Source organism: Candidatus Pantoea soli (genome assembly GCF_007833795.1).
GTDB lineage: Bacteria > Pseudomonadota > Gammaproteobacteria > Enterobacterales > Enterobacteriaceae > Pantoea > Pantoea soli.
This window is the reverse complement of record NZ_CP032702.1, coordinates 906,609-933,138: the sequence shown is the minus strand read 5'-3', so window position 1 is coordinate 933,138 and position 26,530 is coordinate 906,609. Positions and strand designations below refer to the sequence as shown.

General features: G+C 60.1%; 26 protein-coding genes. 10 read left to right on the top strand and 16 right to left on the bottom strand.

The features are described from left to right. Nucleotides 1-51: 51 nt before the first annotated feature. Nucleotides 52-306, bottom strand: coding sequence for an anti-adapter protein IraP (gene iraP / locus D8B20_RS04215; protein WP_145887413.1), 255 nt, complete (start codon nt 304-306; stop codon nt 52-54). A 209-nt stretch (nt 307-515) separates the two neighbouring features. Then, on the bottom strand, nt 516-659 hold the full coding sequence (locus tag D8B20_RS21530) for a hypothetical protein (protein WP_186454400.1): 144 nt from the start codon (nt 657-659) through the stop codon (nt 516-518). A 256-nt stretch (nt 660-915) separates the two neighbouring features. Between D8B20_RS21530 and D8B20_RS04210 the strand changes: the two genes are divergently transcribed. Next, entirely contained in the window at nt 916-3,996 is a 3,081-nt protein-coding gene (locus D8B20_RS04210; protein ID WP_145887411.1) for a beta-galactosidase, read from the top strand. On the opposite strand, the gene D8B20_RS04205 is transcribed toward D8B20_RS04210, so the two are convergent. Continuing rightward, on the bottom strand, nt 3,935-5,239 hold the full coding sequence (locus D8B20_RS04205) for a multidrug efflux MFS transporter (RefSeq protein ID WP_145887409.1): 1,305 nt from the start codon (nt 5,237-5,239) through the stop codon (nt 3,935-3,937). The two genes, D8B20_RS04210 and D8B20_RS04205, sit on opposite strands and share 62 nt — an antisense overlap. 69 nt (nt 5,240-5,308) lie before the next feature. Here D8B20_RS04205 and D8B20_RS04200 point away from each other — a divergent pair, with 69 nt between their 5' ends. Both D8B20_RS04200 and D8B20_RS04195 read left to right on the top strand, forming a co-directional pair. Next, nucleotides 5,309-5,566 (top strand): hypothetical protein, encoded by a 258-nt coding sequence (locus D8B20_RS04200; protein ID WP_145887406.1) that lies wholly within the window; start codon nt 5,309-5,311, stop codon nt 5,564-5,566. A gap of 63 nt (nt 5,567-5,629) precedes the next feature. After that, nucleotides 5,630-5,881 carry a biofilm development regulator YmgB/AriR family protein gene (locus D8B20_RS04195; protein WP_145887404.1) on the top strand — a complete coding sequence of 84 codons (252 nt, stop codon included), beginning with the start codon at nt 5,630-5,632 and terminating at the stop codon, nt 5,879-5,881. A 19-nt stretch (nt 5,882-5,900) separates the two neighbouring features. Here the strand turns inward: D8B20_RS04195 and D8B20_RS04190 are convergent, their stop codons facing one another. The 3 genes from D8B20_RS04190 to D8B20_RS04180 form a co-directional block, all read right to left on the bottom strand. After that, nucleotides 5,901-6,218, bottom strand: a complete 318-nt coding sequence (locus D8B20_RS04190; RefSeq protein WP_145887402.1) for a hypothetical protein — start codon at nt 6,216-6,218, stop codon at nt 5,901-5,903. A gap of 185 nt (nt 6,219-6,403) precedes the next feature. After that, a complete protein-coding gene (locus D8B20_RS04185) occupies nt 6,404-6,703 on the bottom strand; it encodes an I78 family peptidase inhibitor (RefSeq protein ID WP_145887400.1) in 300 nt (99 codons plus the stop codon). Between the two features lie 271 nt (nt 6,704-6,974). After that, nucleotides 6,975-9,563, bottom strand: coding sequence for a bifunctional diguanylate cyclase/phosphodiesterase (locus tag D8B20_RS04180; protein ID WP_145887398.1), 2,589 nt, complete (start codon nt 9,561-9,563; stop codon nt 6,975-6,977). A gap of 218 nt (nt 9,564-9,781) precedes the next feature. On the opposite strand from D8B20_RS04180, the gene D8B20_RS04175 reads away from it, so the two are divergent. Both D8B20_RS04175 and D8B20_RS04170 read left to right on the top strand, forming a co-directional pair. Continuing rightward, nucleotides 9,782-10,429, top strand: a complete 648-nt coding sequence (locus tag D8B20_RS04175; RefSeq protein ID WP_145887396.1) for a CPBP family intramembrane glutamic endopeptidase — start codon at nt 9,782-9,784, stop codon at nt 10,427-10,429. Between the two features lie 94 nt (nt 10,430-10,523). Further along, nucleotides 10,524-11,561: a LacI family DNA-binding transcriptional regulator gene (locus tag D8B20_RS04170; protein ID WP_145890390.1), complete on the top strand. Its 1,038-nt coding sequence runs from the start codon at nt 10,524-10,526 to the stop codon at nt 11,559-11,561. Between the two features lie 48 nt (nt 11,562-11,609). Here D8B20_RS04170 and D8B20_RS04165 read toward each other — a convergent pair whose 3' ends face one another. The 5 genes from D8B20_RS04165 to D8B20_RS04145 form a co-directional block, all read right to left on the bottom strand. After that, nucleotides 11,610-13,049, bottom strand: coding sequence for a glycoside hydrolase family 1 protein (locus D8B20_RS04165; RefSeq protein WP_145887394.1), 1,440 nt, complete (start codon nt 13,047-13,049; stop codon nt 11,610-11,612). 12 nt (nt 13,050-13,061) lie between these two features. Then, nucleotides 13,062-13,376 carry a PTS lactose/cellobiose transporter subunit IIA gene (locus tag D8B20_RS04160; RefSeq protein ID WP_145890388.1) on the bottom strand — a complete coding sequence of 105 codons (315 nt, stop codon included), beginning with the start codon at nt 13,374-13,376 and terminating at the stop codon, nt 13,062-13,064. Next, nucleotides 13,376-14,692 (bottom strand): PTS sugar transporter subunit IIC, encoded by a 1,317-nt coding sequence (locus tag D8B20_RS04155; protein ID WP_145887392.1) that lies wholly within the window; start codon nt 14,690-14,692, stop codon nt 13,376-13,378. Before D8B20_RS04155 ends, D8B20_RS04160 begins: the two co-directional genes overlap by 1 nt. Before the next feature lie 88 nt (nt 14,693-14,780). Then, nucleotides 14,781-15,089, bottom strand: a complete 309-nt coding sequence (locus tag D8B20_RS04150) for a PTS sugar transporter subunit IIB (RefSeq protein WP_145887390.1) — start codon at nt 15,087-15,089, stop codon at nt 14,781-14,783. A gap of 216 nt (nt 15,090-15,305) precedes the next feature. After that, complete coding sequence (locus D8B20_RS04145; protein WP_145887388.1) at nt 15,306-15,491, bottom strand: hypothetical protein; 186 nt, start codon at nt 15,489-15,491, stop codon at nt 15,306-15,308. 210 nt (nt 15,492-15,701) lie between these two features. Here D8B20_RS04145 and D8B20_RS21525 point away from each other — a divergent pair, with 210 nt between their 5' ends. Both D8B20_RS21525 and D8B20_RS04140 read left to right on the top strand, forming a co-directional pair. After that, a complete protein-coding gene (locus D8B20_RS21525; protein WP_186454399.1) occupies nt 15,702-15,872 on the top strand; it encodes a hypothetical protein in 171 nt (56 codons plus the stop codon). Nucleotides 15,873-15,983: 111 nt separating this feature from the next. Then, the gene (locus D8B20_RS04140; protein ID WP_145887386.1) at nt 15,984-16,223 is read left to right on the top strand and encodes a hypothetical protein; all 240 of its coding nucleotides are present in this window, start codon (nt 15,984-15,986) and stop codon (nt 16,221-16,223) included. A gap of 286 nt (nt 16,224-16,509) precedes the next feature. Here D8B20_RS04140 and D8B20_RS04135 read toward each other — a convergent pair whose 3' ends face one another. The 5 genes from D8B20_RS04135 to D8B20_RS04115 all read right to left on the bottom strand — a co-directional run bounded on the left by D8B20_RS04135 (nt 16,510) and on the right by D8B20_RS04115 (nt 22,015). Continuing rightward, nucleotides 16,510-16,938 (bottom strand): OsmC family protein, encoded by a 429-nt coding sequence (locus D8B20_RS04135; protein ID WP_145887384.1) that lies wholly within the window; start codon nt 16,936-16,938, stop codon nt 16,510-16,512. Between the two features lie 62 nt (nt 16,939-17,000). Continuing rightward, nucleotides 17,001-18,188: an FMN-dependent L-lactate dehydrogenase LldD gene (gene lldD, locus D8B20_RS04130; protein WP_145887382.1), complete on the bottom strand. Its 1,188-nt coding sequence runs from the start codon at nt 18,186-18,188 to the stop codon at nt 17,001-17,003. Then, nucleotides 18,185-18,973 carry a transcriptional regulator LldR gene (gene lldR, locus D8B20_RS04125; protein ID WP_145887380.1) on the bottom strand — a complete coding sequence of 263 codons (789 nt, stop codon included), beginning with the start codon at nt 18,971-18,973 and terminating at the stop codon, nt 18,185-18,187. The genes lldD and lldR overlap by 4 nt, the downstream gene beginning before the upstream one ends. Further along, entirely contained in the window at nt 18,970-20,619 is a 1,650-nt protein-coding gene (lldP, locus tag D8B20_RS04120; protein WP_145887378.1) for an L-lactate permease, read from the bottom strand. Before lldP ends, lldR begins: the two co-directional genes overlap by 4 nt. Before the next feature lie 223 nt (nt 20,620-20,842). Beyond that, nucleotides 20,843-22,015, bottom strand: coding sequence for a cyanate transporter (locus D8B20_RS04115; RefSeq protein WP_145887376.1), 1,173 nt, complete (start codon nt 22,013-22,015; stop codon nt 20,843-20,845). Nucleotides 22,016-22,102: 87 nt separating this feature from the next. On the opposite strand from D8B20_RS04115, the gene D8B20_RS04110 reads away from it, so the two are divergent. From D8B20_RS04110 to dbpA, 3 genes are all read left to right on the top strand, one after another. After that, the gene (locus D8B20_RS04110; RefSeq protein ID WP_145887374.1) at nt 22,103-22,963 is read left to right on the top strand and encodes a LysR family transcriptional regulator; all 861 of its coding nucleotides are present in this window, start codon (nt 22,103-22,105) and stop codon (nt 22,961-22,963) included. Nucleotides 22,964-23,049: 86 nt separating this feature from the next. After that, nucleotides 23,050-24,408: an amidohydrolase gene (locus D8B20_RS04105; RefSeq protein ID WP_370664128.1), complete on the top strand. Its 1,359-nt coding sequence runs from the start codon at nt 23,050-23,052 to the stop codon at nt 24,406-24,408. A 679-nt stretch (nt 24,409-25,087) separates the two neighbouring features. Further along, nucleotides 25,088-26,467 (top strand): ATP-dependent RNA helicase DbpA, encoded by a 1,380-nt coding sequence (gene dbpA, locus D8B20_RS04095; protein ID WP_145887368.1) that lies wholly within the window; start codon nt 25,088-25,090, stop codon nt 26,465-26,467. Nucleotides 26,468-26,530 lie beyond the last annotated feature (63 nt).

Sequence of the window (26,530 nt, the reverse complement as noted above, 5' to 3'; positions counted from 1 at the left end):
CACGGAATAACCAAAGCGGAAAAAAATCTAACGGGGGAAATAAAACCGCGATCAGTGACGGGGGTGTTTAAGTAATTTATCCACATAATTGCGCAGCAGCTGCGCATCGGCATTTTCTGCGATCGTCGCGCGCGGCGGCATGGCACTGTCTATGGCAGTGACAATATCATCATATTGCTGCGGTTCGAGTTTACGCAGGATAGCCGTCAGCACAATTTCCAGCGCTTCAACCTGAACCACCAGTTCTTTTGACGCTTCTTCTTTTTCTGCCAGCTTCAGCAGGAGTTCCGCAATCAGGTATTTCATGCGACGCACCCGGTGAGAGAAAGAAAGCTGAAAGTAGCACTGTGGTGATTAAAACAACAAGCGTTTTTACCGTTTTTGTGGCAAAAAGCGCATTTGCCGTCGCGCTAAAAAACACCGGATATCAATATCTAACAGCGAAACGTTTTACTGCCTGCGATTACCGCAGCGTAAAACGTTTCGCTTCATCGGGCAGGCCACACGGCCGGGCGTCAGCGTGGTCCCATAAAGCCGTGACCGGGTCCGCCGCCGCCGGGACCACCCCAGCCACCACCGCCGCCCGGCGGTGGGAAGATACAACCGCTCAGCGCGGTCACCAGTGCCATCACGGTGGCGAGTTTCAGTAAAGCGTTCATTATTGCCTCTGCGTGTGAAATCGCGCTGAGTGTAGGAGGCGACCAGGCGCGCGACAAGCCGGAATGTTCCGCATCCGGGCGCTATTCATCTCTGCTCACCACGCTTAACGCTTTACCCGCGCAAACCTGACAAAAACCCCACAGCCGGCACGGTGCTGGCAGCTTTTGTGATCGCGCCAGCGGCGCGTGCATCTGCGCTTTACAGTTGTCGTATTTTCGCGCAATGTGAGCGCAATACATTGAACGAGATTCTGCCATGAACCTGACTACGCTCTCCCTGAGTGAGATCCTTGCGCGCCGCGACTGGGAAAACCCGGTTATCACCAGCCTTAACCGTCTGGATGCGCATCCGCCGTTTGCCAGCTGGCGCGATGAGCTCAGCGCCCGGGATGAGCTGCCCTCCCCTTCCCGGCAGTCGCTTAACGGTCAGTGGACATTCAGCTATTTCGACCGGCCGGAAGCGGTGCCGCAAAGCTGGCTGCTGCAGGATTTACCGGACGCCGCCTCGCTGCCGGTGCCGGCTAACTGGCAGCTGCACGGCTATGACGCGCCCATCTACACCAACGTGCAGTATCCCATTCCGGTTAATCCGCCCTATGTGCCGCGCGAGAATCCCACCGGATGTTACTCGCTCACATTTACCGCTGATGCACGCTGGCTGCAGCAGGGGCAGACGCGCATTGTCTTCGACGGCGTCAACGCCGCCTTTTTCCTTTGGTGCAACGGCCAGTGGATTGGCTATTCGCAGGATAGCCGCCTGCCGGCGGAGTTTGATCTCAGCGTGGTGCTGCGGGCCGGACAGAACCGGCTGGCGGTGATGGTGCTGCGCTGGTGCGACGGCAGCTATCTGGAAGATCAGGATATGTGGCGCATGAGCGGCATCTTCCGCGATGTCACCCTGCTGCATAAACCGGCCTCGCAGCTGACTGACGTACAGATTGAGACCGCATTGAGTCCGGAGTATCTGCGCGGCGATCTGCGGGTGCGCGTGGCAATCCAGCCCGGCGACCGGCCGCTGAATCAGCTGCGGCTGCGCGTCACCCTGTGGCAGGGCGAGACGTGCGTGGCGCAGCAGGAGCAGGCCCCCGGCAGCGCGCCCATCGATGAGCGCGGCCACTATCCGGAACGCGCGCTGCTGGTTCTGCCGGTCACGCAGCCGCAGCTCTGGAGCGCCGAAACGCCGCACCTGTATCGCGCGGTTGTCGCACTGCTGGATGTGCATGGCACCGTCATCGAGGCCGAGGCATACGATGTGGGATTCCGGCGCGTCAGCATCGACAATGGCCAGCTGTGCCTGAACGGTAAACCGCTGCTGATTCGTGGCGTTAACCGCCACGAGCACCATCCGGAACAGGGCCAGGCGGTGGATGAAGCCACCATGCGGCGCGACATCATGCTGATGAAGCGGCACAACTTTAACGCCGTCCGCTGTGCGCACTACCCTAACCATCCGCTGTGGTATCGCCTGTGCGATCGCTACGGCCTGTATGTGGTGGATGAAGCCAATATTGAAACGCACGGTATGCAGCCAATGAGCCGTTTATCCGCCGATCCGCGCTGGTTTGCTGCTTACAGCGAGCGCGTGACGCGCATGGTGCAGCGCGATCGCAACCACGCCTGCATCATCATCTGGTCGCTGGGAAACGAATCCGGCCACGGCAGCACGCATGATGCCCTTTATCAGTGGGTAAAAAGCAGCGACAGCACGCGTCCGGTTCAGTATGAAGGCGGCGGGGCCGATACCGCCGCCACCGATATCCTCTGTCCGATGTATGCGCGCGTGGATCAGGATCAGCCCTTCCCGGCGGTGCCCAAATGGTCTCTGAAAAAGTGGATTGGCCTGCCGGGCGAACAGCGCCCCCTGATCCTGTGTGAATATGCGCACGCCATGGGCAATAGCCTGGGCGGCTTTGCCAAATACTGGCAGGCGTTCCGGGCGTTTCCGCGCCTGCAGGGCGGCTTTGTCTGGGACTGGGTCGATCAGAGCCTGACGCGATATGACGCACAGCAGCAGCCGTGGCAGGCCTACGGCGGAGATTTTGGGGATACGCCCAATGACCGCCAGTTCTGCATGAACGGGCTGGTGTTTGCCGACCGCTCACCGCATCCGGCGCTGTTTGAAGCGCAGCGCGCACAGCAGTTCTTTCAGTTCCGGCGCGACGCGGCTGACGCCTGGCGCTTCAGCGTGACCAGTGAATACCTGTTCCGCCGCAGCGATAACGAAGTGCTGCGCTGGGCAATAGAACAGAACGGAGACGTTATCGCCAGCGGCGAATGGCCGCTCGAGCTGGATGCGCAGGCAAGCCAGTCATTCAGCGTGCCGCCACAGGCAGGATTACAGGGTGAAGCCTGGCTGCGGCTGGCCGTGCATCAGCCGGCAGCCACCGCGTGGTCCGAAGCCGATGCGCGCGTGGCCTGGGATCAGTGGCGTCTGCCTGCTGCCCTGCCGGCACGCGTGCTGCCGCACAGCGCGACCGCCCCGACGGTGACGCAGCACGACGACGCGATTACCCTCACCCTGCCGCAGCAGCGCTGGCAGTTTTCACGCCGCAGCGGTGAACTGGTGCAGTGGTGGGTTAACGGGCGCGAAACCCTGCTCACCCCGCTGCAGGAGTGCTTTATCCGCGCCCCGATTGACAATGACATCGGCACCAGCGAAGCCAGCAATGTCGATCCCAGCGCCTGGGTTGAGCGCTGGAAACGCGCGGGCTATGACCAGCTGGAAGCGCAGCTGCTGGAGATGCGCATGGACCGCCTGACGCACGGCGTGCAGATCGAAACCTGGCACCAGTGGTCTGGCAACGGCGAGCCGGCCTTTACCAGCCACAAACGCTACCTGATTGACGGCAGGGGTGAACTTTCGCTCAGCGTTGAGGTGGAACAGGCTGCCGGGCTGCCGCCGCCGGCACGCATTGGCCTGCGCTGCCAGCTGGCGCATACGCCGCAGCAGGTCAGCTGGCTGGGCCTCGGGCCGCATGAAAACTACCCGGATCGTCAGCTGGCGGCGCAGTTTTCCCGCTGGCAGCTGCCGCTGGCGGCGCTCAGCACGGACTATGTGTTTCCCGGTGAGAACGGATTGCGCTGCGGCACGCGCGAGCTGGACAGCGGCAGCTGGCAGGTTCGCGGTGATTTTGCCTTTTCGCTCAGCCGCTACAGCCTGGAGCAGCTGCGGGAGACTTCGCATCGCCATCTGCTGCAGGCGGAAGCGGGCTGCTGGCTGCATCTCGACGCTTACCACATGGGCGTGGGCGGCGATGATTCATGGAGCCCAAGCGTCAGCCCTGAGTTTTTGCTTTCTCAGCAGCGCTGGCACTATGCGCTGACGCTGCGTCAGTAGCCGCCGGCGCGGCATCGCGCTGACCGCTGCGGGGCGTCAGCGCGGTTGTGGGCCGGCGGTAAAAACGCCGCAGCAACAGCACGTTCAGCAGCACCACCAGCGCGGTGGCAAAAAACACCCAGCGATAACCGGTGGCAGCCGAGACCGCTGCGCCCAGCAGCGGGCCGGCGACGTTGCCGAGATACATAAATGACTGGTTATAACCGAAAATGCGGCCGGTAACGTTATCGCGGGAATGGCGCACCAGCAGCGTCTGAACAGCGGGCATCATCGCGCCATCGGCAAAACCCAGCAGAAACCGCAGTACGCCAAGCTGCGTGGCGCTGGTGACAAAGGACATCGCCACCAGCAGCAGCAGCGAAGCCACCATGGTCGCCAGCAGAATGCGCTGTGTACCAATGCGGTCACCCAGCTTGCCGAGGCGCGGCGCGGAAATCAGGGCAGAGACGCCCGGCAGCGCCGCAATGACGCCGCTGAGGAACGCGATATTTTGCGCCTGCGGCGCCAGTTCGCGTACGAACAGCGTCAGAATCGGATTCACCGATCCGTTGCACATCTGAATCACCAGCGTGGTAACGAACAGGCAGATCATCAGACGCGGATTATCCAGGCTGCGGAAGACCTCCCGGCCACTCAGCTTCGCCTGCCGGCTCACCGGGGTGTAGCCGGTCTCTTTGATCAGGAAAAGCGTGACGAGAAAACTCACCATCAGCAGCACGGCGGTGACGATAAACACCCAGCGCAGACCGACCCAGTCGGCCAGCAAGCCCCCCAGCATCGGCCCGAGGATCACGCCGCCGATCTGCCCGGTGGAGACGCAGCTCAGCGCCCAGCCGCTGCGTTCGCGCGGCACCTGTGCCGCCACCAGCGCCATGGCATTAGGAATGTAGCCGGATGTCAGCCCCATCAGCGCACGCAGCAGCAACAGCTGCCAGGCCTGGGTCACAAAGGCCTGTAGCAGGATCACCACCCCCATACCCAGGGATGCGCGCAGCAGCATCAGCTTGCGTCCTTTGCGATCGGCCAGGCTGCCCCACAGCGGCGAGACGGCAGCAGAAATCACAAAGGTGACGCTAAAGGTGAGACCAGACCAGAGGCTGAGGGCACGATCGCCGTGAATGCCCAGCGCTTCAACGTAAAGCGGCAGAAAAGGAATGATTTGACTGATGGCCAGGCCGGTAAAAAAACAGCCGAACCAGACCGATATCAGGTTGATTTTCCAGGTTTCAATCGCGCGCGGCATGAGCAACATATCGGGAAAGGGAAAGAGCGGGCAGTCTAACAATCTCGTAACAGGGCCGGACGGCAAAACATGGCATGCGCGAAAAAACGCAGTTTTACACTGCCGAACGTGATTCTGCTCACAGCAAATAGGGAAATGCGCGGTTTTTCTGGTGGCTTTACGTGCGGTAAGCGCGATCGCCGCAAGATAAGCGCATCACTGACGCGTGGAAACGTGAAAAAATATGTCTATTCATTACTGACAAGATTCAACACCGCAACTATGTTTAAAAAATCACCAGTCGTCACTGGCGAGGCGCTGCCCGTCCTGGACAGTCCGCATGCTTAACCAGAATTTCCCAATGTTTCCCATTACGGGTGACGGGCATCGTTGTCTCTGCGGAGGTCAGCTATGAGAACGCATTCCAATAGCGCCGGTCGGGCGATTACCGACTACTTTAATACCCCCGCGTGGCATGTGCCGCATGAGAGCGATCTGCTGGCGGCAATCATGCGCGAGCTGATGGATGACGGGCAACCGGCCACCAGTAAAGCCGTGATTGCCAAAGTGATCGCCAAACTGGAGTTTGAAGGGGATGAACAGCGTTTACAGAGTTACCGCAACCTGCTCTCACAGCTGATGGAGAGCGGGCCGCAGAAATAGCGGCCCGGCCCATAACGGCTTACTGCGCGACGCGCAGCTGGTCGGCTTCGCTGACCACCGCTTTGCCGCTCTGGCGCTGATACAGGCACAGCTCACGGCCCTTCTGGTTTTTCATGTGCTTTTGCGGATAGCGCCCTTCCAGCAACAGCGCGTCGTAACCGACGCTGTCATCATACTGTACCGGCTTACCGACAATGCTGGCGGCCTTCAGACCGCTGGCTTTCAGGCACGCCTGCTGGCCGTTGCGGGCGTTTTGCTGCCAGGCTTCTTCACTGGAAGCCTGCGCCAGCGGGCTGAGCAGCAGGGTCAGCAGTAAACCTTTTACGACGTTTTTCATCTTCACTCCTTGTTTGTGGTGCGCCGGGGGGTTTTCCTGTGGCGCAGATAAAAAAATTCCCGCCGGAGCGGGAATAAACAAGACGAGCATTGCATATTCGAGAGTGACGAGGAAATCTTCGTAATGCGCAGCTATCCTCGCCCGACGCTGTGACAGCGCGATGACAATGCAGTGTCTGTTTCGTGTTATCCGCAGTAAACCTTATCAATTTTACCGCTCTGATCGCCAAGGAAATTCAGACGACGCAGATTGAAATCCATGGTGGCAGCGCCGTTCCACGGAATGGCGCGCACCGGCACGGCAAACCGCTGGTTATCGAGCGCTTTCAGCGGCTGGCCAACATAGTGCTGATACTGCGATGCGCCACACTGATCGTTTTCCGGTGCCTGAGTGGCAGCCGCGTGGCTATCCGTTTTGCTGGCAGACTGGCAGGCAGTTAAGGCAAACATCGCTGTGATCAGCAGTGCTTTTCCATAATGGGTCACGAAATTTTCCTCCTGGATAAAATAATAACCAACAGGTAAATCGTAACAAAAGCCGCCGGTGCCAGGGAAATTTTTGCCGAAGATTCTCTGCGTCAGAGTGTAAAGCCGCGCGATTTTCCACTGCGTTTTCTCAGAAAAATCGCACGCTCTGTCCAAAAATTCCCGTTTGCGGAATTAGAATTACCTAAGATTATTCTTAGGAGGTAATGATGGAACTGGCTATCTTTATTGGCTTCGCCATCCTGATGACGCTTGTCGCCCTGCAGGTTCGCTAAGCTTTCGTTTGTTCCTGAATCAGTTGCGCACTGAACGCCGCCAGCGGCATTGGTCGCCCGAGGAAGTAGCCCTGCCCCTCTTCGCAGGAGAGCGCTTTCAGTTCGTTCAGCTGCGCTTCTGTTTCTATCCCCTCTGCCGTGATCGTCAGCGCAAACGCGCGCGCCAGTCCGACAATCCCTGCCACCACCGACTGCGCCTGTTTCGATTCCGGGAAATCCTTCATCCACGAGCGATCAATTTTCAGGCCGTTAAACGGGAAGGTTTTCAGATAGCCCAGCGCGGCATAGCCGGTGCCGAAGTCGTCTACCGTCAGCCGTACGCCCAGCGCCCGCAGCCCCTGCATGATCTCCAGCGCACGGTCCGGATCTTCAAAGGTTACGTTTTCGGTGATCTCCAGCTCCAGCCGCGTCGCCGGCAGGCCGGTCTCATCCAGCGCATGCGCCACCCGCGCCACCAGATCGGTATTGTGAAACTCAACCGGCGAAATATTCACCGAGACATAGCGCGGATCCCCCCAGCTGCGCGCATCGGCGCAGGCGCGCATCAGCACCCAGTCGCTGATCGCCGCGATTAGCCCATTCTCTTCGGCCAGCGGAATAAAGCGATCCGGCGTGATCCAGTGTTTATCGTCCACCTGCCAGCGGATCAGCGCCTCGGCGCCCGCCAGCTTGCCGCTCTGCAGCTGATAGCGCGGCTGGTAATGCAGCGTAAAGGCACCGCTCTGCAGCGCCGTTTCGATCGCCTGCACCATATCGCGTTTCGACTGCATCTGGCTGGCCATATCGGTGGAGTACCAGACCCAGCGATCGCGCCCGGCGCTGCGGGCCTGGCCCAGCGCAATGTCCGCCACGCGCAGCAGCGCTTCCGGCTGCGCCGCATCCAGCGGTGCGCAGACAATGCCCATGCTGGCGGTGAGGCTCAGCTGATGAGAGCCGCAGATAATCGGCTGATGCAACGCATGCTGCAGGGCGCGGCAGCGGTGCTCCACCGCCGCCCGGGTACGCTCGCGCAGTATCACGATAAACTCATCACCGCCCAGGCGGGCCGCCAGCTCTGCCGGACCGGTGAGATTTTGCAGACGCTGAGAGATCTGATTCAGCACGTCATCCCCTACCGTATGGCCCCAGGTGTCGTTGATCGGCCTGAACTGATCGATATCAAAACTGATCAGATAGAGCGGATCCTCTTCCGTGACCTGCTCCAGATGGCTGGTCAGGAACTCCTGCAGCTGCATGCGGTTCGCCAGCCCGGTCAGCATATCGTGGCGTGACAGAAACTGAATCCGCGCTTCGGCATCCACTTCATGCGTGATATCCGATACCGTGCCGCGAAAGCCGGTACGCAGGCCGTTGCGGCGGATCGCTTTCGCCGCCAGCTGGCCGATACGCCGCTCGCCAGAAAGGGAAAGGAACTGGCAGCGCAGCGGCAACTGCTGGGCTTCGTCGCTCTGGCGCTGCAGCCATGCCACCAGCGAATGGCTGGGATGACTCAGCAGCTGATCCAGATGCCGTCCCAGCCAGCGGTGCACATCGTGGCCGGTGACGCGGGTAAAGCGGGCCGAAAGATAGCAGAGACGGCCATGCTCATCGATTTCCCAAATCCAGTCGGAGGCGGCTTCGGCCAGGTCGCGAAAACGCTCTTCGCTGTTGGCCAGCTCGCGCTGGCTGATAGTCAGCATTTCAAAGCGCCGGTCAGAGACCACCGCATTGTGCAGCGCATGGCGGATCACCCGCCGCGTCACCAGCGCAATGGCCAGCGCGGTAAAGATCAGCAACGGCATCACCAGCCAGATCAGCCCCTTACCCGGCTGGCGCGCCTGCCAGCGAATCACGACTGGCCGATCGCCCAGCGCGGGCTCCACCAGACGCGGGGCTTCCAGTCCGTCGCTCAGGCTGCTGGCCGCACGCGGCCGCTGTACGTTGAGCCCTTTGCCCAGCGCCAGCAGTTTATCCGGCGTATAAATATCGACGAAAATCATGACCGACGGCGGCCCCGGTATCCCGGGCAGGCTGTGCATTTTGCCCCGACTGATGGGGATCGCCGCCACGATGGCCGGCTGATGATCAATCAGCACGTTACGCACCACACCCTGCGGCTGCTGCCGTGCCGCCCCCAGCAGCGCGGCACTACGGTCCCCCAGCCAGCGTTGCAGTGAGTCATCCGACAGCGCGCCGCGCACCACGGCGTAGCGCGTCTGGTCCTGTCCGTTCACCACAAACACGCCGTCGTAGTGGTATTCGGTATAGAGGCCGGCGCCCACGTTCTCTTCATCCCACGCCCAGGCTTTATTGACCGTGAGATGCAGGTTTTCCCACGCTTCGCCCCAGCTGGCGTAATCGTGTACGTTGGTCAGCAGCGCCTGCTGCCGCATATGCCATGCCTGACGCAGCAGGCTTTCATCCTGATGCATGGCTTCTGCGTTCTGCCGGTGGGCAATGATCAGCACCAGCAGTATGCAAAGCAGCATCACGCCAGACAGCAGCGCGGTCAGCGCACGCAAACTGCGCCGCGTGATGCGTACCGTCTGTGCTTCCATATTGACCCTGGCAGGCAGCGTGGCGTGCCGGTGATACTCAACATTCATGCGTCTTGCTCGCGAAACAGAGGCAATAAAAAAAAGAGTCGCGTGTGCCGCAGCGGGCCACGCAGACCTGTCATTGTTTTATCGGTTATCGGCGCAGCAGGCGGCAGATTTAGTTCTGATGGCGGAATATTTAAGCAGTGAGAAATGTCTGGCAACGCTGCTCGACAGGCTTGATCGCCGTTGCTACTATGCGTCTTCCTCTGCCCGCTGAGTCGCCTATGGACACCCAATCCGACAAAGTTACGTTAACGCTATTTTATGTGGGTAGCTTTGTTGTCTATTACCTCGTGACCATGCTGATTACGCTGTTTCCCAACTACGGGGCGCTGCGCAATAACGGCTTGCTGGTGCCGGTGCTGTGCCTGTTTGAATTTGCGGTGATCTACCCGCTGTACCGTTTTTACTGCCAGCGCCGCAGCGATATTCCGCTGGGGTTCCTGCGGCCGGGTCAGGCGCTGCTGTTTATCGGCGCGCTGTTTGTGCTGATGGTGGCACAAACGCAGTTTTTACAGCCGGAAGGCTGGCTGATTGCGCAGAGCCAGCAGGGGCGCAGCTCCATGCTGATTTTGCTGCTGACCGCCGTGTTACTGGCTCCGGTGTTTGAGGAAGTGCTGTTCCGCGGCTTTCTGCTGCAGGCGTTTCTGCTGTGGGCACCGAAAAGCCGCTTTGCCTGCATGCTGCTCACTTCCCTGCTGTTTGCCGCCCTGCACACGCAGTATGTGCACTGGGAAACCATCGTCGCGCTGACGCTGTTCTCCCTGCTGCTGTGCTATGCGCGCCTGCGCAGTAACAGCCTCGCGCTGCCGATTTTCCTGCATACGCTGAATAATCTGATCGCGATTCTGCCCGCCTGGTTTTACGCCTGATCGCCTTCACTGTTTCTGGCTGCCCCGCTTAATTTGCCAGTGATTTCAGGTACTATCGCTTTTTAAGCATTCAGGAATGATGGGCGTAACGTTAATGATTACCATGCTGGACGTAGCCCGTAAGGCGGGCGTTTCGAAAGCCACCGTGTCGCGCGTACTGGCGGGTAACCGTTACGTCAGTAAAACCACGCAGCAAAAGGTATTTCAGGCGATTGAAGAGACCGGCTACCGCCCTAACCTGCTGGCGCGCAGCCTTGCCACGCAGAAATCGCAGAACATTGGCCTGATCGTGACCCACTCACTCTTCAATGGCCCCTACTTCAGTGAGTTGCTGTATCAGACCGCGACCCTGACCAATAACTACGGGCGTCAGCTGATTCTGGCCGACGGTAAAACCAGCGCTGACGACGAGCGCGCGGCCATTGAATTCCTGCTGGATTTGCGCTGCGACGCCATCATCATTTATCCGCGCTTTCTGGACACGGCGGCGCTGGAAGCGATCATTGAACAGCATGATGTTCCGATTATGGTGGTTAATCGCCAGCTTACGCAGCACGCCGGGCACTGCGTCTGGGCCACCCACCAGCAGAACACCTGCGACGCTGTGGATTATCTGATTCAGCGCGGCCATCATGACATTGCCTTTATCACCGGGCTGGCCGGTTCTCCCACCGCCGCCGCGCGTCTGGCCGGCTATCAGCAGGCGCTGGCGAACCATGGCCTGCCGTTTGAGCCGGCGCGGGTCTGCGCCGGTGCCTGGACACCGGAAAGCGGTCAGCAGGCTACCCGTCAGCTGCTGGCGTCCGGCGTGCCGTTCAGCGCGCTGATGGCGAGTAATGATGATATGGCGATTGGCGCGGCGCTGGCGCTGCATGCCGCCGGCAAACGGCTGCCGCAGGAGGTGTCGCTGCTGGGGTTTGATGACATTCGCATGGCGGAGTTTTTCCTGCCACCGCTGACCACGGTGCACGTTCCGGTAGCAGAGATGATTCAGCATACGCTGGCACAGCTGGTGGCCATGCTGGAAGGCGAAACGGTCGCCCCGCTGCCGCCGTTCAGCGGGCGCCTGATTGAGCGCGCCTCGGTGGCAGACGGCCCGTTTGCTACCGCCGGCCGCCCCGCTTCCGGCTGAGTGCCCGCTCAGATAAAGGCGACACCGGGTAAGGTGCCGCCTGATCGCTCAGTACTCTACCTGAGCGTCCAGCGTTGCGCCGTTGCTGGCGATCAGCTGCTGATACCAGAAAAAACTCTTCTTGCGATAACGCGCCAGATCTTTCAGATCATGCTCGTCACGATTGACATAGACAAAGCCGTAGCGCTTGCTGATGCCCTGATGCGTACTGACCAGATCGATAGCTGACCACGGACAGTAGCCAAACAGCTCAACGCCATCCGCCACCGCCAGCCGCAGCTGTTCGATGTGCGCACGCAAATAGGCGATGCGGTAATCGTCATAGACCTTGTTACCCGCCTCAAGCGTATCAAATGCGCCCAGCCCGTTTTCGGTGACGATCAGCGGCAGCGCGTAGCGGGCATAAATCTCCCGCGCCGTGATGCGAAAGCCAACCGGATCGATATACCAGCCGAACTGATTCTGCTGCAGATGCGGATTGTTACAGCCGACGTAGACTGAACGATCAATGCCCGCCATCTGCTGATCCGCCTGCTGTTTACTGTTCAGCTCGCCGCGCGCCACCTCCGGCATATCCGCGCTGACCGTGGCCGAAGCGTAATAGTTGAAGGCGATAAAGTCCGGCTTCCCGGCAGCGATGGTCGCCATATCGTCAGGCGCAATGTCGGGCAGCCAGCCGCGCTGCTGCAGGAACGACCAGACCACATTGTTGTAGCGGCCGTGTACCGCCAGGTCGAGATAGAGCCAGTTGCGGATCGCTGAGAAGTTATCGGCGGCCAGCACATCCTCCGGCCGTGCGCTGGCGGCATAGACGCAGGAAATATTGGGGGCCGGCCCGATGCGGGCGTGCGGCAGACGCTGATGGCAGGCGATCATCGCTTTGGCCTGCGCCAGCATCATATGGTGATTCTGCTGGTACAGCGTCTTCTGCACATCCGCAGTGCCCGGCGGCAGCGTGCCAATTACCTCGCCCTTGAGGATCATCATGTTCTGCTCATTGATCGTCAGCCAGTACTTTACCTGCTGGCCAAACTGTTCAAAGCAGGTGACGGCGAAGCGTTCAAAAGCGGCCACCGTGCGGCGGTTCGACCAGCCGCCGTCCTGCTGTAGCGCCCACGGCAGATCGAAATGGTAGAGCGTGACCAGCGGTTCAATGCCGTGGCGGCAGATTTCATCGATCAGCTGCTGGTAAAAGGCCACGCCGGCCGGATTAAGCTCGCCATCCCCCTGTGGATAGAGGCGGCTCCAGGCGATAGAGAAACGGTAGGTTTTCAGCCCCATTTCCGCCAGCAGCGCAATATCCTCACGAAAGCGGTGATAGTGATCGCTGGTGACGGTGAAATCGGTGATGCCGTCGTGAAATGCCGCTTTATCTATGACAGATGGCCCTTTGCCATCCTCGTTCCATGCCCCTTCAACCTGATACGCCGAGGTGGAAGCGCCCCAGAGAAAACCGTCCGGGAACGCGCCAGGATTATGATGTTGCATGCCGACTCCTTGTTAACGTGCAGCCAGTTCGCGCCGCAGCTGAATAATCTCTTCCGCCAGTTCACGGCACAGCATCGCATTCATCAGATGATCCTGTGCGTGCACCATGATCAGGTTGACCGGAATTTTGCCGCAGCCTTCGTCCGCGCCGATCAGCGCCGTCTGAATGCGGTGTGCCGCCCGGGCCGCCTCGCTGGCTTCGGTCAGCATGGCGTCGGCGTGCGACCAGTCCTGCCGGCGCGCAGCCCGCAGCGCTTCCATCGAACAGGAGCGCGCTTCGCCCGCCTGAATAATCAATTCCATCACCGTGCTTTCATCAATTTCCATCATGCCTCCTTCACCGGTTGCGCGGCGGCGGCCTGTTCCTGCTCCTGCTGCAGCAGCTGCCGCTCATACATTTTGAAAAACGGGTAATAAATCAGCGTGGCAATTCCCACCAGCACGGCAATCAGCACAATCACCCGCCAGTCCCAGCCGGTAGACCAGGCGGCACCGATGGGCGCAGGCGTGGTCCAGGGCGCCAGCGAAATGACGTGGTTAATCAGGTTGGTTTTGGTGGCGGTCCAGGCAATCACCGCATTGACCAGCGGCGCGCAGATGAACGGGATAAACAGAATCGGGTTCATCACCACCGGTGAGCCAAAGATCACCGGCTCGTTGATGTTAAACATGCCAGGCACAATGCTCAGCTTACCGATGGTGCGCAGGTGTGCTGACTGACTGCGCAGGTAGAGCAGCACCAGGCCCAGCGTGGAACCGGAACCGCCAATCACGATAAAGAATTGCCAGAACGGCTCAATAAAGACATGGCTGACCGGCTCACCGGCGTTCAGCGCCTGCTGGTTCAGACCCAGGTTGGTCAGCCAGAAGGCCTGCAGAATACCGCCCACGATCACCGCGCCGTGAATACCGGCGAACCACAGCATATGGCACAGCAGCACTGCCACCAGCACCGCCGGCAGCGAATCTGAAGCGGAGATCACCGGCGCAAAAATGGCCATGATTGCCTGCGGCAGCAGCATGCCAAACTGCGCCTGCACCCACAGGCTGAGCGGAAACAGCGTGATGAAAATGGCAATGATGGGGATCAGCAGATCAAACGACTGGCGGATTTTTGGCGGCACCTGCTCCGGCAGTTTGAAGCCAATGTTGCGCTTTTGCAGAAAATGCATCAGCTCGGTGGCATACAGCGCGACCAGAATCGCGGTGAAAATGCCTTCACCGCCCAGCGATCCGACCGGCAGCCCGTTATTACTCTGCGGGGCGGCTACCACCAGAAACGCCATCAGCGACAGGCTGGCTGCCATAAAGCCGTTCATCTTGTAGCTGTTCGCCAGGTTATAAGCGATGGCGCTGGCGATATAGAGCGCCATAATCCCCATGGTCATGTTGTACGGCATCATGATCTGCGCTTCGTGCACTTTCACCATGCCCAGCCACCACTGCGCAAAGGCCCATGTGCTGTCAGCGGCAAACGGCGGATGCGCAAACAGCAGCATGAACGAGCCGACGATCAGAAACGGCATGGACGCGATAAACCCGTCGCGAATAGCAATGACGTGGCGCTGGCTGGAGAGCCGTCCGGCCAGCGGACTGATACGGTTTTCGATGACACCAAATAACGATTCACTCATGCTGCTCATCGGGAAGTTCCTTGCATCAGGCAACAGAAGAATACGCCTGTGAACACTGTCACAGGCGAAACCTTTTATTCTGCGGTCAGGTTAAGCGTCAGGCGTGAATCAGCTTCAGTGAATCATCTAATATTTTCGCGCCATTCATCATGCCGTAATCCATGCTATTTATGACCGAAATCGGTTTATTTAGCTGCTGCGCCACCGGCTGGAAGTCGGCCATTTTGTATTTAATCTGCGGCCCAAGCAGGCAGCAGTCGCAGTGGGGAATCTCGTCGTTAAATTCTTCAATTCCAACAGCTTTTATCTCGACATCCACGCCCTTCTCCTTTGCGGCTTTTTCCATCTTTTGCACCACCATGCTGGTGGACATTCCGGCGGCACAGCAGAGTAAAATCTTTGGCATGATGCGTTCCTTTCAGTGAGGTTTAATTAACGAATACACAGGACAAAGATTTTCTGCAACCGGTTTCAGATTTGGTTTAAGTATTTGTGAGAAATATCAAACACCGGCATGGAAATTTATTCGTGATGCAATAGTAAAGCAGAGAGATTATGCGAAACGCGGAGAATCGTTCGGGACAGCGGCGTGCCGCAGCACGCCGTGATGAGGCAGGGAAAATCAGGAAATGGCAGAATCTTTCTGCTTGTCGGCCTCAAAGTGCGCCTTGAACTGCTCGTAGATGGAAATCATGTTTGAGGCGTCGCCGTGCAGCGGGCTCAGTTTACCGGCGCGCACCAGCTCAATGACCAGCTGCAGAGCGGCTTGTTTCGGGCTACTTGCCGGATGGGCAATGTCAGTATTCATAGATAGAGGGCTCCTCAGTGTGATGGTGCCGCACAGTTTAGCCCAGATTGTGCAGCAACAGGGCGTGCTGCGCCGTATCTGGCGCGCGTTCGGGCAAAAAACCCGCTCAGGCTGATAATTGACGTTTAACGCGTTTAGCTATACTGGATCGAAAAAGGAACACATTACCGCTGTTTTCGTTTCACAGAAAAGCGGCTGAAGGAGTCGGGTATGCTGATTGGTTTTGTCTTGCTGGTGAGCGCGTGCGGGCATGATGCCTGCGATGCGCTTCCGGTCTCGGAGCGGATTTATCCCACGAAAGTGGCGTGTGAGCAGATGGCCGCTCGGATTCATCAGGTCCGGCCCAATGTGGTACTGCTGTGCGGTGAAGTTCACCGCTAATGTCATGCCTGCCGCATTCCGCATGCGTAAATATTAACCAGGTGAGCTTGCAGGAATGGCGTTCAGCGTTCAAAATATAAGCTGTTTTACACTATTGTCGTTGTGAATCCCATGAAAAAAACCCGCCCCCGTCGTCCTCACGGACGCTGGGTTTATTACATTTTGTATGATGGCATCCTCTGGCCCTGCCCGGTGCGCTGGGAGTGGGAAAGCGGCTTCGGCGGCTGGCTGCCTTTTTACTACTCGCCGACGTTTGAATTTGTCGCTGGCGATCCACGCAAGGCGTACCGCATTGCGCGCAGCAACGTGCGTAACGTGCGGGAATCACACTACGATAACGAGTACGTCTGAAATTCAGATCTGAGGTTCAGAACTGCCACGGCAGCTATGATGCCGTCAGCAGATAAGGCAGCCGCGCCAGCACAAGGATTGCGATCGGCAACCGGATGAGCAATGGGGTATGCGCCCGCCTTCAGACGCATAAGTCAGCGCCACGGCTCATCGCGCGTTGCGCGTTGCACAGGCCCGGCTGCCGCCAGGGTGGCGTCCTCATCCAGGCCTCTTTTCCGGACAGCAGAAAGCAGCGATGCGCCCACAGGCGCATCGCAAACAGAACGCTGATCTCCCCGCAGGGCAATCAATTATTCAGCGTATAATCCAGGGTAATTTCAGCGTTCAGCACCTGAGAAACCGGACAGCCGGCTTTGGCTTTCTGAATGATTTCATCAAACGCCGCGTTATCCACGCCTGGCAGGGCGATCGTGCTGGTCAGCGCGATTTTAGTGATAGCGAAACCTTCACCCTTTTTATCCAGCGACACATCAGCCGTGGTATCGATGCTGTCTGGCTTATGCCCGGCCTGGCCAAGCATCAGTGACAGGGCCATGGAGAAGCAGGCAGCATGCGCTGCACCAATCAGCTCTTCCGGGTTAGTGCCCTTCTGCCCTTCGAAACGGGTATTAAAGCCATAAGGCTGGTTGTTCAGCACGCCGCTTTCAGTACTGACGGTGCCTTTCCCTTTGATGTCACCTTCCCAATGGGCCGATCCTTTCTTGTGAATGGTCATGTCATTCCTCCTGTTAGTCAGACAGGTAATCAGTATAGACAACACCGCCTGGTTTGCCTGCTTTAGCTTGCCGCACGCGTTACGCCGCTCTGCATGGCATCACGCAGCAGTGCCCCGGCCTGCACCAGGGAATCCGGCGTCAGATCGCTGATGCGCTTCGCACCGGTCAGCGTCATGGCCACGCGCATCTCTTTCTCAATCAGGCTGAGCAGATTCTCCACGCCGCGCTGCCCGTGCGTGGCCAGCGCATAGATGAAAGCCCGTCCCAGCAGCACACTGTCGGCCCCCAGTGCAATCATGCGCACCACGTCCAGCCCATTGCGGATACCGCTGTCGGCGAGAATCGTGATGTCCCCTTTCACCGCATCGGCGATCGCCGGCAGCGCCCGCGCGGAGGAGAGCACGCCATCCAGCTGGCGTCCGCCGTGATTGGAGACGACAATCCCATCCGCGCCAAACCGTACAGCGTCGCGCGCATCCTCTGCATCGAGGATGCCTTTGATTACCATGGGGCCATCCCAGAACTCACGAATCCACTCCAGATCTTTCCACGAGATGGAAGGATCGAAATTGCTGGCCAGCCAGCCGATGTAATCTTCCAGACCGGTGGGTTTACCGAGGTAAGCAGAGATATTGCCAAGATCGTGCGGCCGGCCGTGCAGCCCGACATCCCACGCCCACTGCGGATGCGTCACCGCCTGCCAGTAACGCCGCAGGGCGGCGTTCGGGCCGCTCATGCCGGAGTGCGCATCGCGATAGCGTGCGCCCGGCGTGGGCATGTCCACGGTGAACACCAGCGTGGTACAGCCCGCCGCTTTGGCGCGCTCCAGCGCGTTGCGCATAAAACCACGGTCGCGCAGCACATAAAGCTGAAACCACATCGGCCGGTCAATGGCTGGCGCAACCTCTTCAATCGGACACACGGAAACCGTTGAAAGCGTAAACGGGATGCCTTTGCGCGCAGCGGCCCGGGCGGCCTGCACCTCGCCGCGCCGCGCATACATGCCGCACAGCCCGACCGGCGCCAGCGCCACCGGCATCGCCAGGGTTTCACCAAACAGCCGGGTTTCCAGGCTCAGGGCCGACATATTCTTCAGTACGCGCTGGCGCAGCGCCACCGCAGCAAGATCGTCAACGTTGCGCTTCAGGGTATATTCCGCATAGGCGCCGCCGTCGAGGTAGTGAAACAGAAACGGCGGCAGGATGCGTTGCGCTGCGGCGCGGTAGTCACTGGCAGCTGAAATAATCATGATGGGTTTTCCTTGCGATTAGCGTGCGTCTCACCGGGCAGACGGGTAATACGCGCCTGCCGGGCTTCATCTTCATGCAGCATTTTCATCGTGGTGTGAACAAAGCCGAGGTGATCCATCGCCGCCTGACGCGCCGCGCCGGCGTCGCCGGCCATCACGGCATCAAACATCGCCTGATGCTGCGCGTTCAGCTGATTGAAAATCACCGGCTGGGTATACATGTGCTGACGGCTGTGCAGTACCGAGGATTGCAGCAGATCGAAAAAGCCGCGCATGGTCTGCAGCAGCACCAGATTGTGCGAGGCTTCGGCAATCGCCAGATGAAAGCGCAGGTCAGCCTGCGCAGCGAGGTCGGGGTCGTCACAGTCATGCAGCGTCAGCAGCGCGTCAAAGGCCAGCCGCAGCCGCTCTTTATCGGCATCGGTGGCGCGCAGCGCGGCATGCCAGGCGGTGCTGGCCTCGATAGCATGGCGCGCCTCCAGAATGTCCCAGCGATAATCGGGATCATCTGCCAGCAGCTGGCGAATCGGCTCCACAATGCGCTGCTCAGACCAGGGCTCCGGCAGCTGCTGCAGCCAGGTGCCGCCGCCGCGCTTACTGATAAGCACACCGCGGCTGATCAGCTGCTGAATGGCCTCGCGCAGCGATGAGCGCGAGACGCCAAACTCTGCCGCCAGCTGCCGTTCTGCCGGTAAGCGCATGCCGGGCTGCAGCTGGTGTGTGTTAATCCAGTCGCTCAGACGCGCCTGCAGGGTTTCTGCCAGGCGCGGCGTGGTTGGGTTCATGGGATCATCCAGGTTAAGACATAGGCCTGTAGCGTGGTTATCACACCCACCAGGCAGGTAAAAATCAGGCTGTGTTTGACCGTAAACCGGAACAGGTCGGATTCACGGCCCACCAGCCCCACCGCGGCGCAGGCGATGGCGATCGACTGCGGGGAGATCATTTTACCGGTCACGCCGCCAGTAGTGTTGGCCGCCACCAGCAGCACATCGGAGACGCCAATCTGCTGCGCCGTGGTGGCCTGCAGGGCCGCAAACAGCGCATTGGATGAGGTGTCCGATCCGGTGAGGAACACGCCCAGCCAGCCCAGAAACGGCGAGAAAAAGGTAAAGGCATCGCCGGTATGGGCCAGCGCCAGCGCCAGCGTGGCCGACAGCCCGGAATAGTTAGAGATAAAGGCAAAAGCCAGCACCATGCCGATAGAGTAGATGGGCAGCGCCAGCTCCTTCAGCGTTTCGGCAAAGGTCTGCAGCGCCGCTTTGGGCGACATGCGCAGCCAGACAATCGACAGCAGCGCGGCAACCAGAATGGCGGTGCCGGTGGCGGACAGCACATCAAATTTGAACAGCGCGGCATAAGGGGTTGCCTGACTGACCACCGGCGGCATACGTGCCACCAGCTCATGCAGCAGCGGAACCGGGACGGTAAACACCCACTCATACAGCGCGCCCCCTTTGGCAAACAGCGCTTTGAACGGTGGAATGCTCCACAGCGTGACCGTGGCGGTCAAGAACAGAAACGGCATCCACGCCCGCACAATCTGTGCGGCGCTGTAGCGCGGCGACTGCGCTGCCGGCGCGCTGGCATCCGCAGTGTCAAAGCGGAAAATACGCACCGGCTGCCAGCGGCGCAGAAACAGCGTCAGGCAGATCAGTGAAGCCAGCGAGGAGATAATATCCGGCAGTTCCGGGCCGAGAAAGTTGGAGCTGAGGAACTGCGCGATGGCAAAGGATCCGCCCGCCACCATCACCGCAGGCCAGGTTTCTTTCATGCCGCGCCAGCCATCCATGATGGCCATAATCCAGAACAGCACGATCAGCGTCAGGAACGGCAGCTGACGGCCCGCCATCTGGCCAATGTGGAAGCTGTCCAGCCCGGTGACCTGGCCGGCAACGATAATCGGAATCCCCATCGCCCCGAAGGCCACCGGCGCGGTGTTGACAATCAGGCATAGTCCCGCGGCATACAGGGGTTTAAACCCCAGCCCGACCAGCAGCGCAGCCGTGATGGCTACCGGTGCGCCAAACCCGGCGGCCCCTTCCAGAAACGCGCCGAAGGAGAAGCCCACAATCAGCATCTGCAACCGCTGATCGGGCGTGATCGACAGGATCGACGCGCGGATAATATCAAACTGCCCGGTTTTCACCGAAATCCGGTATACAAACACCGCTGCCACAATGATCCAGGCAATTGGCCACAGCCCGTAAAAAAAGCCAAAAACCACGGCGGCCAGCGCCTGAGCAAGCGGCATACCATACAGCAGCAGTGCCACCAGCAGCGCCAGCACCACGGTTGCCGTACCGGCCTGATAGCCTTTCAGCTTGAGTTTAATCAGCGCGAAAAAGAAGAACACAATCGGGATCACCGCGACCAGGCTGGATAGCCACAGATTGTTGAGCGGATCGTAATTTTGTTGCCACACCTGCATGCCGTTTTCTCCAGAGGTCACCTGAGCATTGCGGTGCATCGGCTGATGCAGGGGTGCACCGCAGGGTTCAGCCTTTCCGCCGGAATTGGTAGGACCAAATTCCGGCAGCAGGCCTTCTGGTGTGAGATAGTTAATGCATTGTTAACCTCATGCAACAAACTGGCGCGGATTTTTCACGATGTGTGATGGCCGGGCGGGGTTTTCGCCTTATTGGTAGGACCAATCAGCGACTGGTCCAGCCAAACGCCCGGTGATAACCAGACGGATGGAAGCGCAGGCTGAGCAGAATCAGCCCAAGGGTGATGGCGCTTTGCAGCAGCCAGACCGGGCGAAAACTGTGGGTGAGCAGCTGCAGCTGTCCGGCAAGGAACGGCATGCAGCCTGCCAGCAGAAAGCCTGCGCCCTGCATAAACGCTACCAGCCGCGCGCCCGCCTGCGGTGCAGGCAGGTGATCAAGCGCCAGCACTATCGCCAGCGGAAACGCTGCGCCCAGCCCAAAGCCGGTCACGGCCGCCCACAGCCACGGGGCCAGCAGCGGGGCCAGCAGAAAACCGCTCATACCGGCCAGCTGGCACAGCAGGCTGACCAGCAGCGCCGGACGACGATCGGCGCTGCGTGCCAGCAGCGGCATCAGCAGCGCACCGGCGACCTGAAAAAGGATCATGATGCCCAGCAGCGAGCCGCCCGCCTGCGGCGACCAGCCCAGGTGATGAAACGCATCCGGCAGCCACGCCACGCAAATCGCATAGCCCCCGTTGACCAGGCCAAAACTCAGCGCCAGCGACCAGGCACGCGGTTTGCGCCACAGCGGCGGCAGCGCGCTCGCTGCGGCGGATGGCGCGGCCGGCAGGCGCACGCTAAGCCACAGCGCAATCGCCAGCAACACCGGCACGCTCCAGCTGGCCAGCGCCAGCGGCGTGCCCAGCCAGGTATTCAGCCACGGCGACAGCGCCGCCCCTGCGCCACCCCCACCCATCAGCGCCGCGGCCCATAAACCGGTCACCGCTGCGTGGCGGCGGGTAAAGCGCTGGCGGATCACCGCCGGCATCACCATTTGTACGATGCCTGCGCCCAGCCCGGCCCACAGCGCGCTGAGCACCAGCCCGCTGCCGGTCATCGTTACGCTGCGCGCCGCCAGCGCCAGCAGCAGCAGCAGTAATCCGCTCAGCAGCAGCCGCGACAGGGGCACCCGCTGCAGCAGCGATGCGCTGCACAGCGCCACGGCTCCCATCATCATCATCGGCACGGCGGGCAACAGCGTGGCGGCCAGCGGCGATAAGCCGGCACTGTGCCGCAGTGAAGCCAGCAGCGGGCTGACGGAGGTCAGAAACGGACGCATATTCAGCCCCGCCAGCACCAGAGCGGCGAGGGTCAGTCCGTGCGCGTGTCGGTTCATACAGGTTCCTGTCAGGTAAAGGTTGCCAGCATCGCAGGCCGCGTTACTATCTGGAAATGAAATAACCGCATAGTGAGCAGTGGAAAAATGAATCGTCAGCCGATGTTTACCCCGCAGCAATTGCTGAGCTTTGTGGCCGTGTGCGAAACCGCCAGCTTTACCCGTGCCGCTGAGCGCGTGCATCTGTCACAGTCCACCGTCAGTCAGCAGATCAGAAGACTGGAAGAGATGGTGGGAAAAGCGCTGCTGGAACGGACGTCACATCAGGTGGTGCTGACCGAAGAGGGGGAAAAGCTGCTGGGCTATGCGCGGCGGATTATCGCGCTGAACGGTGAAGCGCACGACGTACTGAGCGATAAGTGGCGCGACGGCATTTTGCGGCTGGGCGTGCCGGAAGATTTTGCCGCGCCGACCGCCCGCCTGCTGGCGCAATTCAGTCGCGAACATCCTCAGCTACGGCTGGATGTCATGAGCGGCATGTATGTTGACCTGCAGCGCGCCTGGGAGCGTGAAGAGCTGGACATCCTGCTGATCAAACAGCCGGGCGGCGCGCGACCGCTGGCAGCGCGTCCGGAACCGCTGCTGTGGCTGGACAGCGCGGCGCATCCCTGCTTTGAACAGACGCCGGTGCCGCTGGTGGTGTTTCCGCAGCAGGGGCTGTACCGCGAAGAGACGTGTCAGGCGCTGGACAGTCTGGGCCGCAGCTGGCGTATCAGCTACAGCAGCGCCAGCCTGGTTGCCCTCGCCAGCGCCAGCGCGGCCGGACTCGGCGTGACGCTGCTGCCCGCCAGCTGCCGCCAGCCTGGTCACCGCGTATTGGGTCATGCCGAAGGCTTACCGCCGGTGACCCACATTGAACTGGCGCTGTTTTGTCGTGCCCCTACGGATGCGCTGCAGCAGGCGCTGGCCGCTGCGCTGGTCACCTTCTGCCAGCTGCAGTGGCAGTGATTTTTCCACTGACCAGCAGTGGAAAATATCGCAGCGCAGCCGTGACGCTTTTGCCAGATTAGGCTTTTCCGTTGTGACCGGAGCCTCTGATGACCGTGACCTCACCCAGCCGTCGTGATTTTCTTCAGCAGGGCCTGCGCCTGACGGCCGCCGGCAGCCTGCTGGCCGCAGGCATGAGCCATGCCGCCCCCGATAACGCCCCCGCCCGACCGCCGCTGCCGCAGGGCGATCGCTACCAGCTGCGCAACGTGCGCCTCGAAGAGGGGTTTGAGCGCGAAGGCGGTGAGGTGATCGCCACCCACACTGCGCTGTATGACATCACCGTACAGGCGGGCAGGTTCGCCGCCATTGAACGCGCCGGTCAGGCGCGCGTCAGCGACCTGCCGCAGTGGGATGCCGCAGGTGCCCTGCTGCTGCCGCGTACCCGTGATATGCATATTCACCTCGATAAAACCTTCTATGGCGGACCGTGGCAGGCACCGCGCCCGCGCCAGGGCAAAACCATCATGGATATGATTGCCCGTGAACAGGTGCTGATTCCGCAGCTGCTGCCCACCTCGCAGGCGCGGGCGGAAGCGCTGATTGATCTGCTGTACAGCAAAGGCACCACCGAAGCGCGCAGCCACTGCAATATCGACCCGGTCAGCGGTTTGCAAAGTCTGGCGCATCTGCAGCAGGCGCTGGCGAACCGGCCGCACTTTCACTGCGAGATTGTCGCTTTCCCGCAGCATGGCCTGCTGCGGGCACAGGTGGAGGGCCTGATGCGGGAAGCGATGCAGCAGGGCGTTCAGTTTGCTGGCGGCCTGGACCCGACACGCGTCGATGGTGCCATGCAGGCTTCGCTGGATGCGATGTTTCAGATTGCCGTGGATTTCAATCGCGGCGTGGACATCCATCTGCACGAAACCGCGCCCTCCGGCGTGGCGGCGATTCACTACATGATTGATACGGTTGCCAAAACTCCGCAGCTGAAAGGCAAAGTGACCCTGAGCCACGGCTTTGCGCTTGCCACGCTGGAAGGTCGGGCGCTGGACAGCACCCTTGCCGGACTGGCGGAGCAGCAGATCAGCGTGGCCTCCACGCTGCCGCTGGGCAAACTGACCATGCCATTGCCGCAGCTGCAGGCTGCCGGCGTGACGGTCATGACCGGCACGGACAGCGTGATTGACCACTGGTCACCCTTTGGCACCGGCAGCATGCTGGAGAAGGCCAACCTGTATGCCCAGCTGTATCGCAGTGCGGATGAGTTCAGCCTGAGCCGCGCCCTGCATATCGCAACCGGCGGGATACTGCCGCTGTCAGACCGCGGTGAGCGGCAGTGGCCGCAGCTGCAGGATGACGCCAGCATGATGCTGGTGGCGGCCAGCTGTTCCGCCGAAGCGGTGGCGCGCATCGCACCGGTATGCGCCACGTTTCACCGCGGCGTACCGGTATTCAGTGCCTGACAGGTTTCCTGGACCGGAAAAGCAAAAAGCCTCCATGGGAGGCTTTGCGATAAAACCGGGGCGCAATACGCCCCTTCCGGATGCTGGATCACGATAACATCTGAATCGCGAGCGCATATAAACGCTGATGCTCATCGTCACTGACAGGCTCTTCTTCCGCGTAACAGGCAATCATCGAACTGACTTTATCGGAGGATAAAGACTCTCCATGCAGATGAAGCGTTAACACGGCGCGGCCGACGATTTTCAGAATGTCCTCGTTATGTCCCTGGACGTGATGACTCAATGAAATGACCTCTGAAGTTAAAATCAATCGCCAATTGGCGCGCTAAATATAAAGCAAAGCGCAGGCAATTTTTAAGCACATTTTCCGCTGCCGCCGCTGACACATAAGCGCAACCATGAGGAAAGTGCTGCAAAATCCCCGCCAGTCTGCGTCATTTTCGCTGCAGAACTCATTTATCGCCACAGCGCATAACGCCGGCACGCCTGCCACTGGCGTCGTCGCCCCCTGCCGGATGCATTAAAACTTTGCGATAATTTCCGGCGAAACCTTCGGTGTGCGCACAGGGTCACCCTCGCCAGCGCACGCAGCCGGCTGCGGTGATTTACCATTGCCGATCCCGCCCCTTTCTGCCAGACTGGCGCCGCTATTTTGCCCGCTATCAGAGACATTTTTGTGACTGCTTTTTCTACCCTGACGCAACTTCCCGCCAGCCAGCTCGACAACCTGCGCGAGATGGGTTTCGACGCCATGACGCCGGTGCAGGCCGCTTCGCTGCCCGCTATTCTTGCCGGACGCGACGTGCGTGCGCAGGCGAAAACCGGTAGCGGCAAAACCGCCGCCTTTGGTATCGGCCTGCTGAACCGCATCGATAACAGCCAGTTTCATACTCAGGCGCTGGTGCTGTGCCCGACGCGCGAGCTGGCCGACCAGGTCAGTAATGTGCTGCGCCAGCTGGCGCGCTTCACGCGCAATATCAAGATTCTGACGCTGTGCGGCGGCCAGCCAATGAGCGCGCAGCGGGATTCGCTGGTGCACGCGCCGCACATCGTGGTGGGCACGCCGGGCCGCATTCTCGATCACCTGAAACGCGATAATCTCGATCTCACCCGGCTGCAAACGCTGGTGCTGGATGAGGCGGACCGGATGCTGGAGATGGGCTTCCGCGACGATATGGAAGCGATCATCGGTTTCACCCCGGATGCGCGCCAGACGCTGCTGTTTTCCGCCACCTGGCCGGATACCATTGCCAGCCTGAGCCAGCGTTTCCAGCGTGATGCGCTGGCGGTGGCAACGGAAGACCGCGCCGAACTGCCTGCCATTGAACAGCAGTTTATTGAAGCCGCAGCCAGCGAGCGCGTGGCGTTGCTGTGTGCCCTGCTGAGCCAGCAGCAGCCTGCTTCCTGCGTGGTGTTCTGTAACACCAAACGCGAATGCGATGACATTGCGGCCGCGCTGAACGACCGGCAGATTAGCGCGCTGGCGCTGCATGGCGATCTGGAACAGCGTGACCGTGAGCGGGTGCTGATCCGCTTCGCCAATGGCAGCAGCCGTGTGCTGATTGCCACTGATGTTGCCGCGCGCGGACTGGATATCAAATCGCTGGCGCTGGTGGTTAACTTCCAGCTGGCGTGGGATCCGGAGGTGCATATCCACCGCATTGGCCGTACCGGCCGCGCCGGCGAAACGGGCTTAGCCGTCAGCTTTGTCACTGCCGATGAGATGGTGCGCGCGCATGCGCTGGAAGATTATCTGCAGCAGAAGCTGAACTGGGTCTCTGCCGCCACGCTGGCCGGTAAAACCACGCGGGCGTTACCGGCGGCAATGATGACGCTGTGCATTGACGGTGGGCGTAAAGCCAAAATCCGTCCGGGTGATATTCTCGGCGCGCTGACCGGCGAAGCCGGTTTCAGCGGCGATCAGATTGGTAAGATCGATCTGACGCAGACGCACGCTTACGTGGCCATTGAGGCTGCGCAGGCGAAGAAGGCCCTGATTAAGCTGAAAGAAGGTAAAATCAAAGGCAAAAGCGTCCGCGCCATTCTGCTGAAGTAACAGCGCCAGAGCGTGAGGGCGATCGCCCTTACGCTAAAATTTACGCTCCCCTCACTGCATTTT

Bases quoted from the DNA above. Each gene is read 5' to 3' on its own strand.
- iraP (WP_145887413.1), bottom strand. From the start codon at position 306: ATGAAATACCTGATTGCGGAACTCCTGCTGAAGCTGGCAGAAAAAGAA.
- D8B20_RS21530 (WP_186454400.1), bottom strand. From the start codon at position 659: ATGAACGCTTTACTGAAACTCGCCACCGTGATGGCACTGGTGACCGCG.
- D8B20_RS04210 (WP_145887411.1), top strand. From the start codon at position 916: ATGAACCTGACTACGCTCTCCCTGAGTGAGATCCTTGCGCGCCGCGAC.
- D8B20_RS04205 (WP_145887409.1), bottom strand. From the start codon at position 5,239: ATGCCGCGCGCGATTGAAACCTGGAAAATCAACCTGATATCGGTCTGG.
- D8B20_RS04200 (WP_145887406.1), top strand. From the start codon at position 5,309: ATGGCATGCGCGAAAAAACGCAGTTTTACACTGCCGAACGTGATTCTG.
- D8B20_RS04195 (WP_145887404.1), top strand. From the start codon at position 5,630: ATGAGAACGCATTCCAATAGCGCCGGTCGGGCGATTACCGACTACTTT.
- D8B20_RS04190 (WP_145887402.1), bottom strand. From the start codon at position 6,218: ATGAAAAACGTCGTAAAAGGTTTACTGCTGACCCTGCTGCTCAGCCCG.
- D8B20_RS04180 (WP_145887398.1), bottom strand. From the start codon at position 9,563: ATGAATGTTGAGTATCACCGGCACGCCACGCTGCCTGCCAGGGTCAAT.
- D8B20_RS04175 (WP_145887396.1), top strand. From the start codon at position 9,782: ATGGACACCCAATCCGACAAAGTTACGTTAACGCTATTTTATGTGGGT.
- D8B20_RS04170 (WP_145890390.1), top strand. From the start codon at position 10,524: ATGATTACCATGCTGGACGTAGCCCGTAAGGCGGGCGTTTCGAAAGCC.
- D8B20_RS04165 (WP_145887394.1), bottom strand. From the start codon at position 13,049: ATGCAACATCATAATCCTGGCGCGTTCCCGGACGGTTTTCTCTGGGGC.
- D8B20_RS04160 (WP_145890388.1), bottom strand. From the start codon at position 13,376: ATGGAAATTGATGAAAGCACGGTGATGGAATTGATTATTCAGGCGGGC.
- D8B20_RS04155 (WP_145887392.1), bottom strand. From the start codon at position 14,692: ATGAGCAGCATGAGTGAATCGTTATTTGGTGTCATCGAAAACCGTATC.
- D8B20_RS04150 (WP_145887390.1), bottom strand. From the start codon at position 15,089: ATGCCAAAGATTTTACTCTGCTGTGCCGCCGGAATGTCCACCAGCATG.
- D8B20_RS04145 (WP_145887388.1), bottom strand. From the start codon at position 15,491: ATGAATACTGACATTGCCCATCCGGCAAGTAGCCCGAAACAAGCCGCT.
- D8B20_RS21525 (WP_186454399.1), top strand. From the start codon at position 15,702: ATGCTGATTGGTTTTGTCTTGCTGGTGAGCGCGTGCGGGCATGATGCC.
- D8B20_RS04140 (WP_145887386.1), top strand. From the start codon at position 15,984: ATGAAAAAAACCCGCCCCCGTCGTCCTCACGGACGCTGGGTTTATTAC.
- D8B20_RS04135 (WP_145887384.1), bottom strand. From the start codon at position 16,938: ATGACCATTCACAAGAAAGGATCGGCCCATTGGGAAGGTGACATCAAA.
- lldD (WP_145887382.1), bottom strand. From the start codon at position 18,188: ATGATTATTTCAGCTGCCAGTGACTACCGCGCCGCAGCGCAACGCATC.
- lldR (WP_145887380.1), bottom strand. From the start codon at position 18,973: ATGAACCCAACCACGCCGCGCCTGGCAGAAACCCTGCAGGCGCGTCTG.
- lldP (WP_145887378.1), bottom strand. From the start codon at position 20,619: ATGCAGGTGTGGCAACAAAATTACGATCCGCTCAACAATCTGTGGCTA.
- D8B20_RS04115 (WP_145887376.1), bottom strand. From the start codon at position 22,015: ATGAACCGACACGCGCACGGACTGACCCTCGCCGCTCTGGTGCTGGCG.
- D8B20_RS04110 (WP_145887374.1), top strand. From the start codon at position 22,103: ATGAATCGTCAGCCGATGTTTACCCCGCAGCAATTGCTGAGCTTTGTG.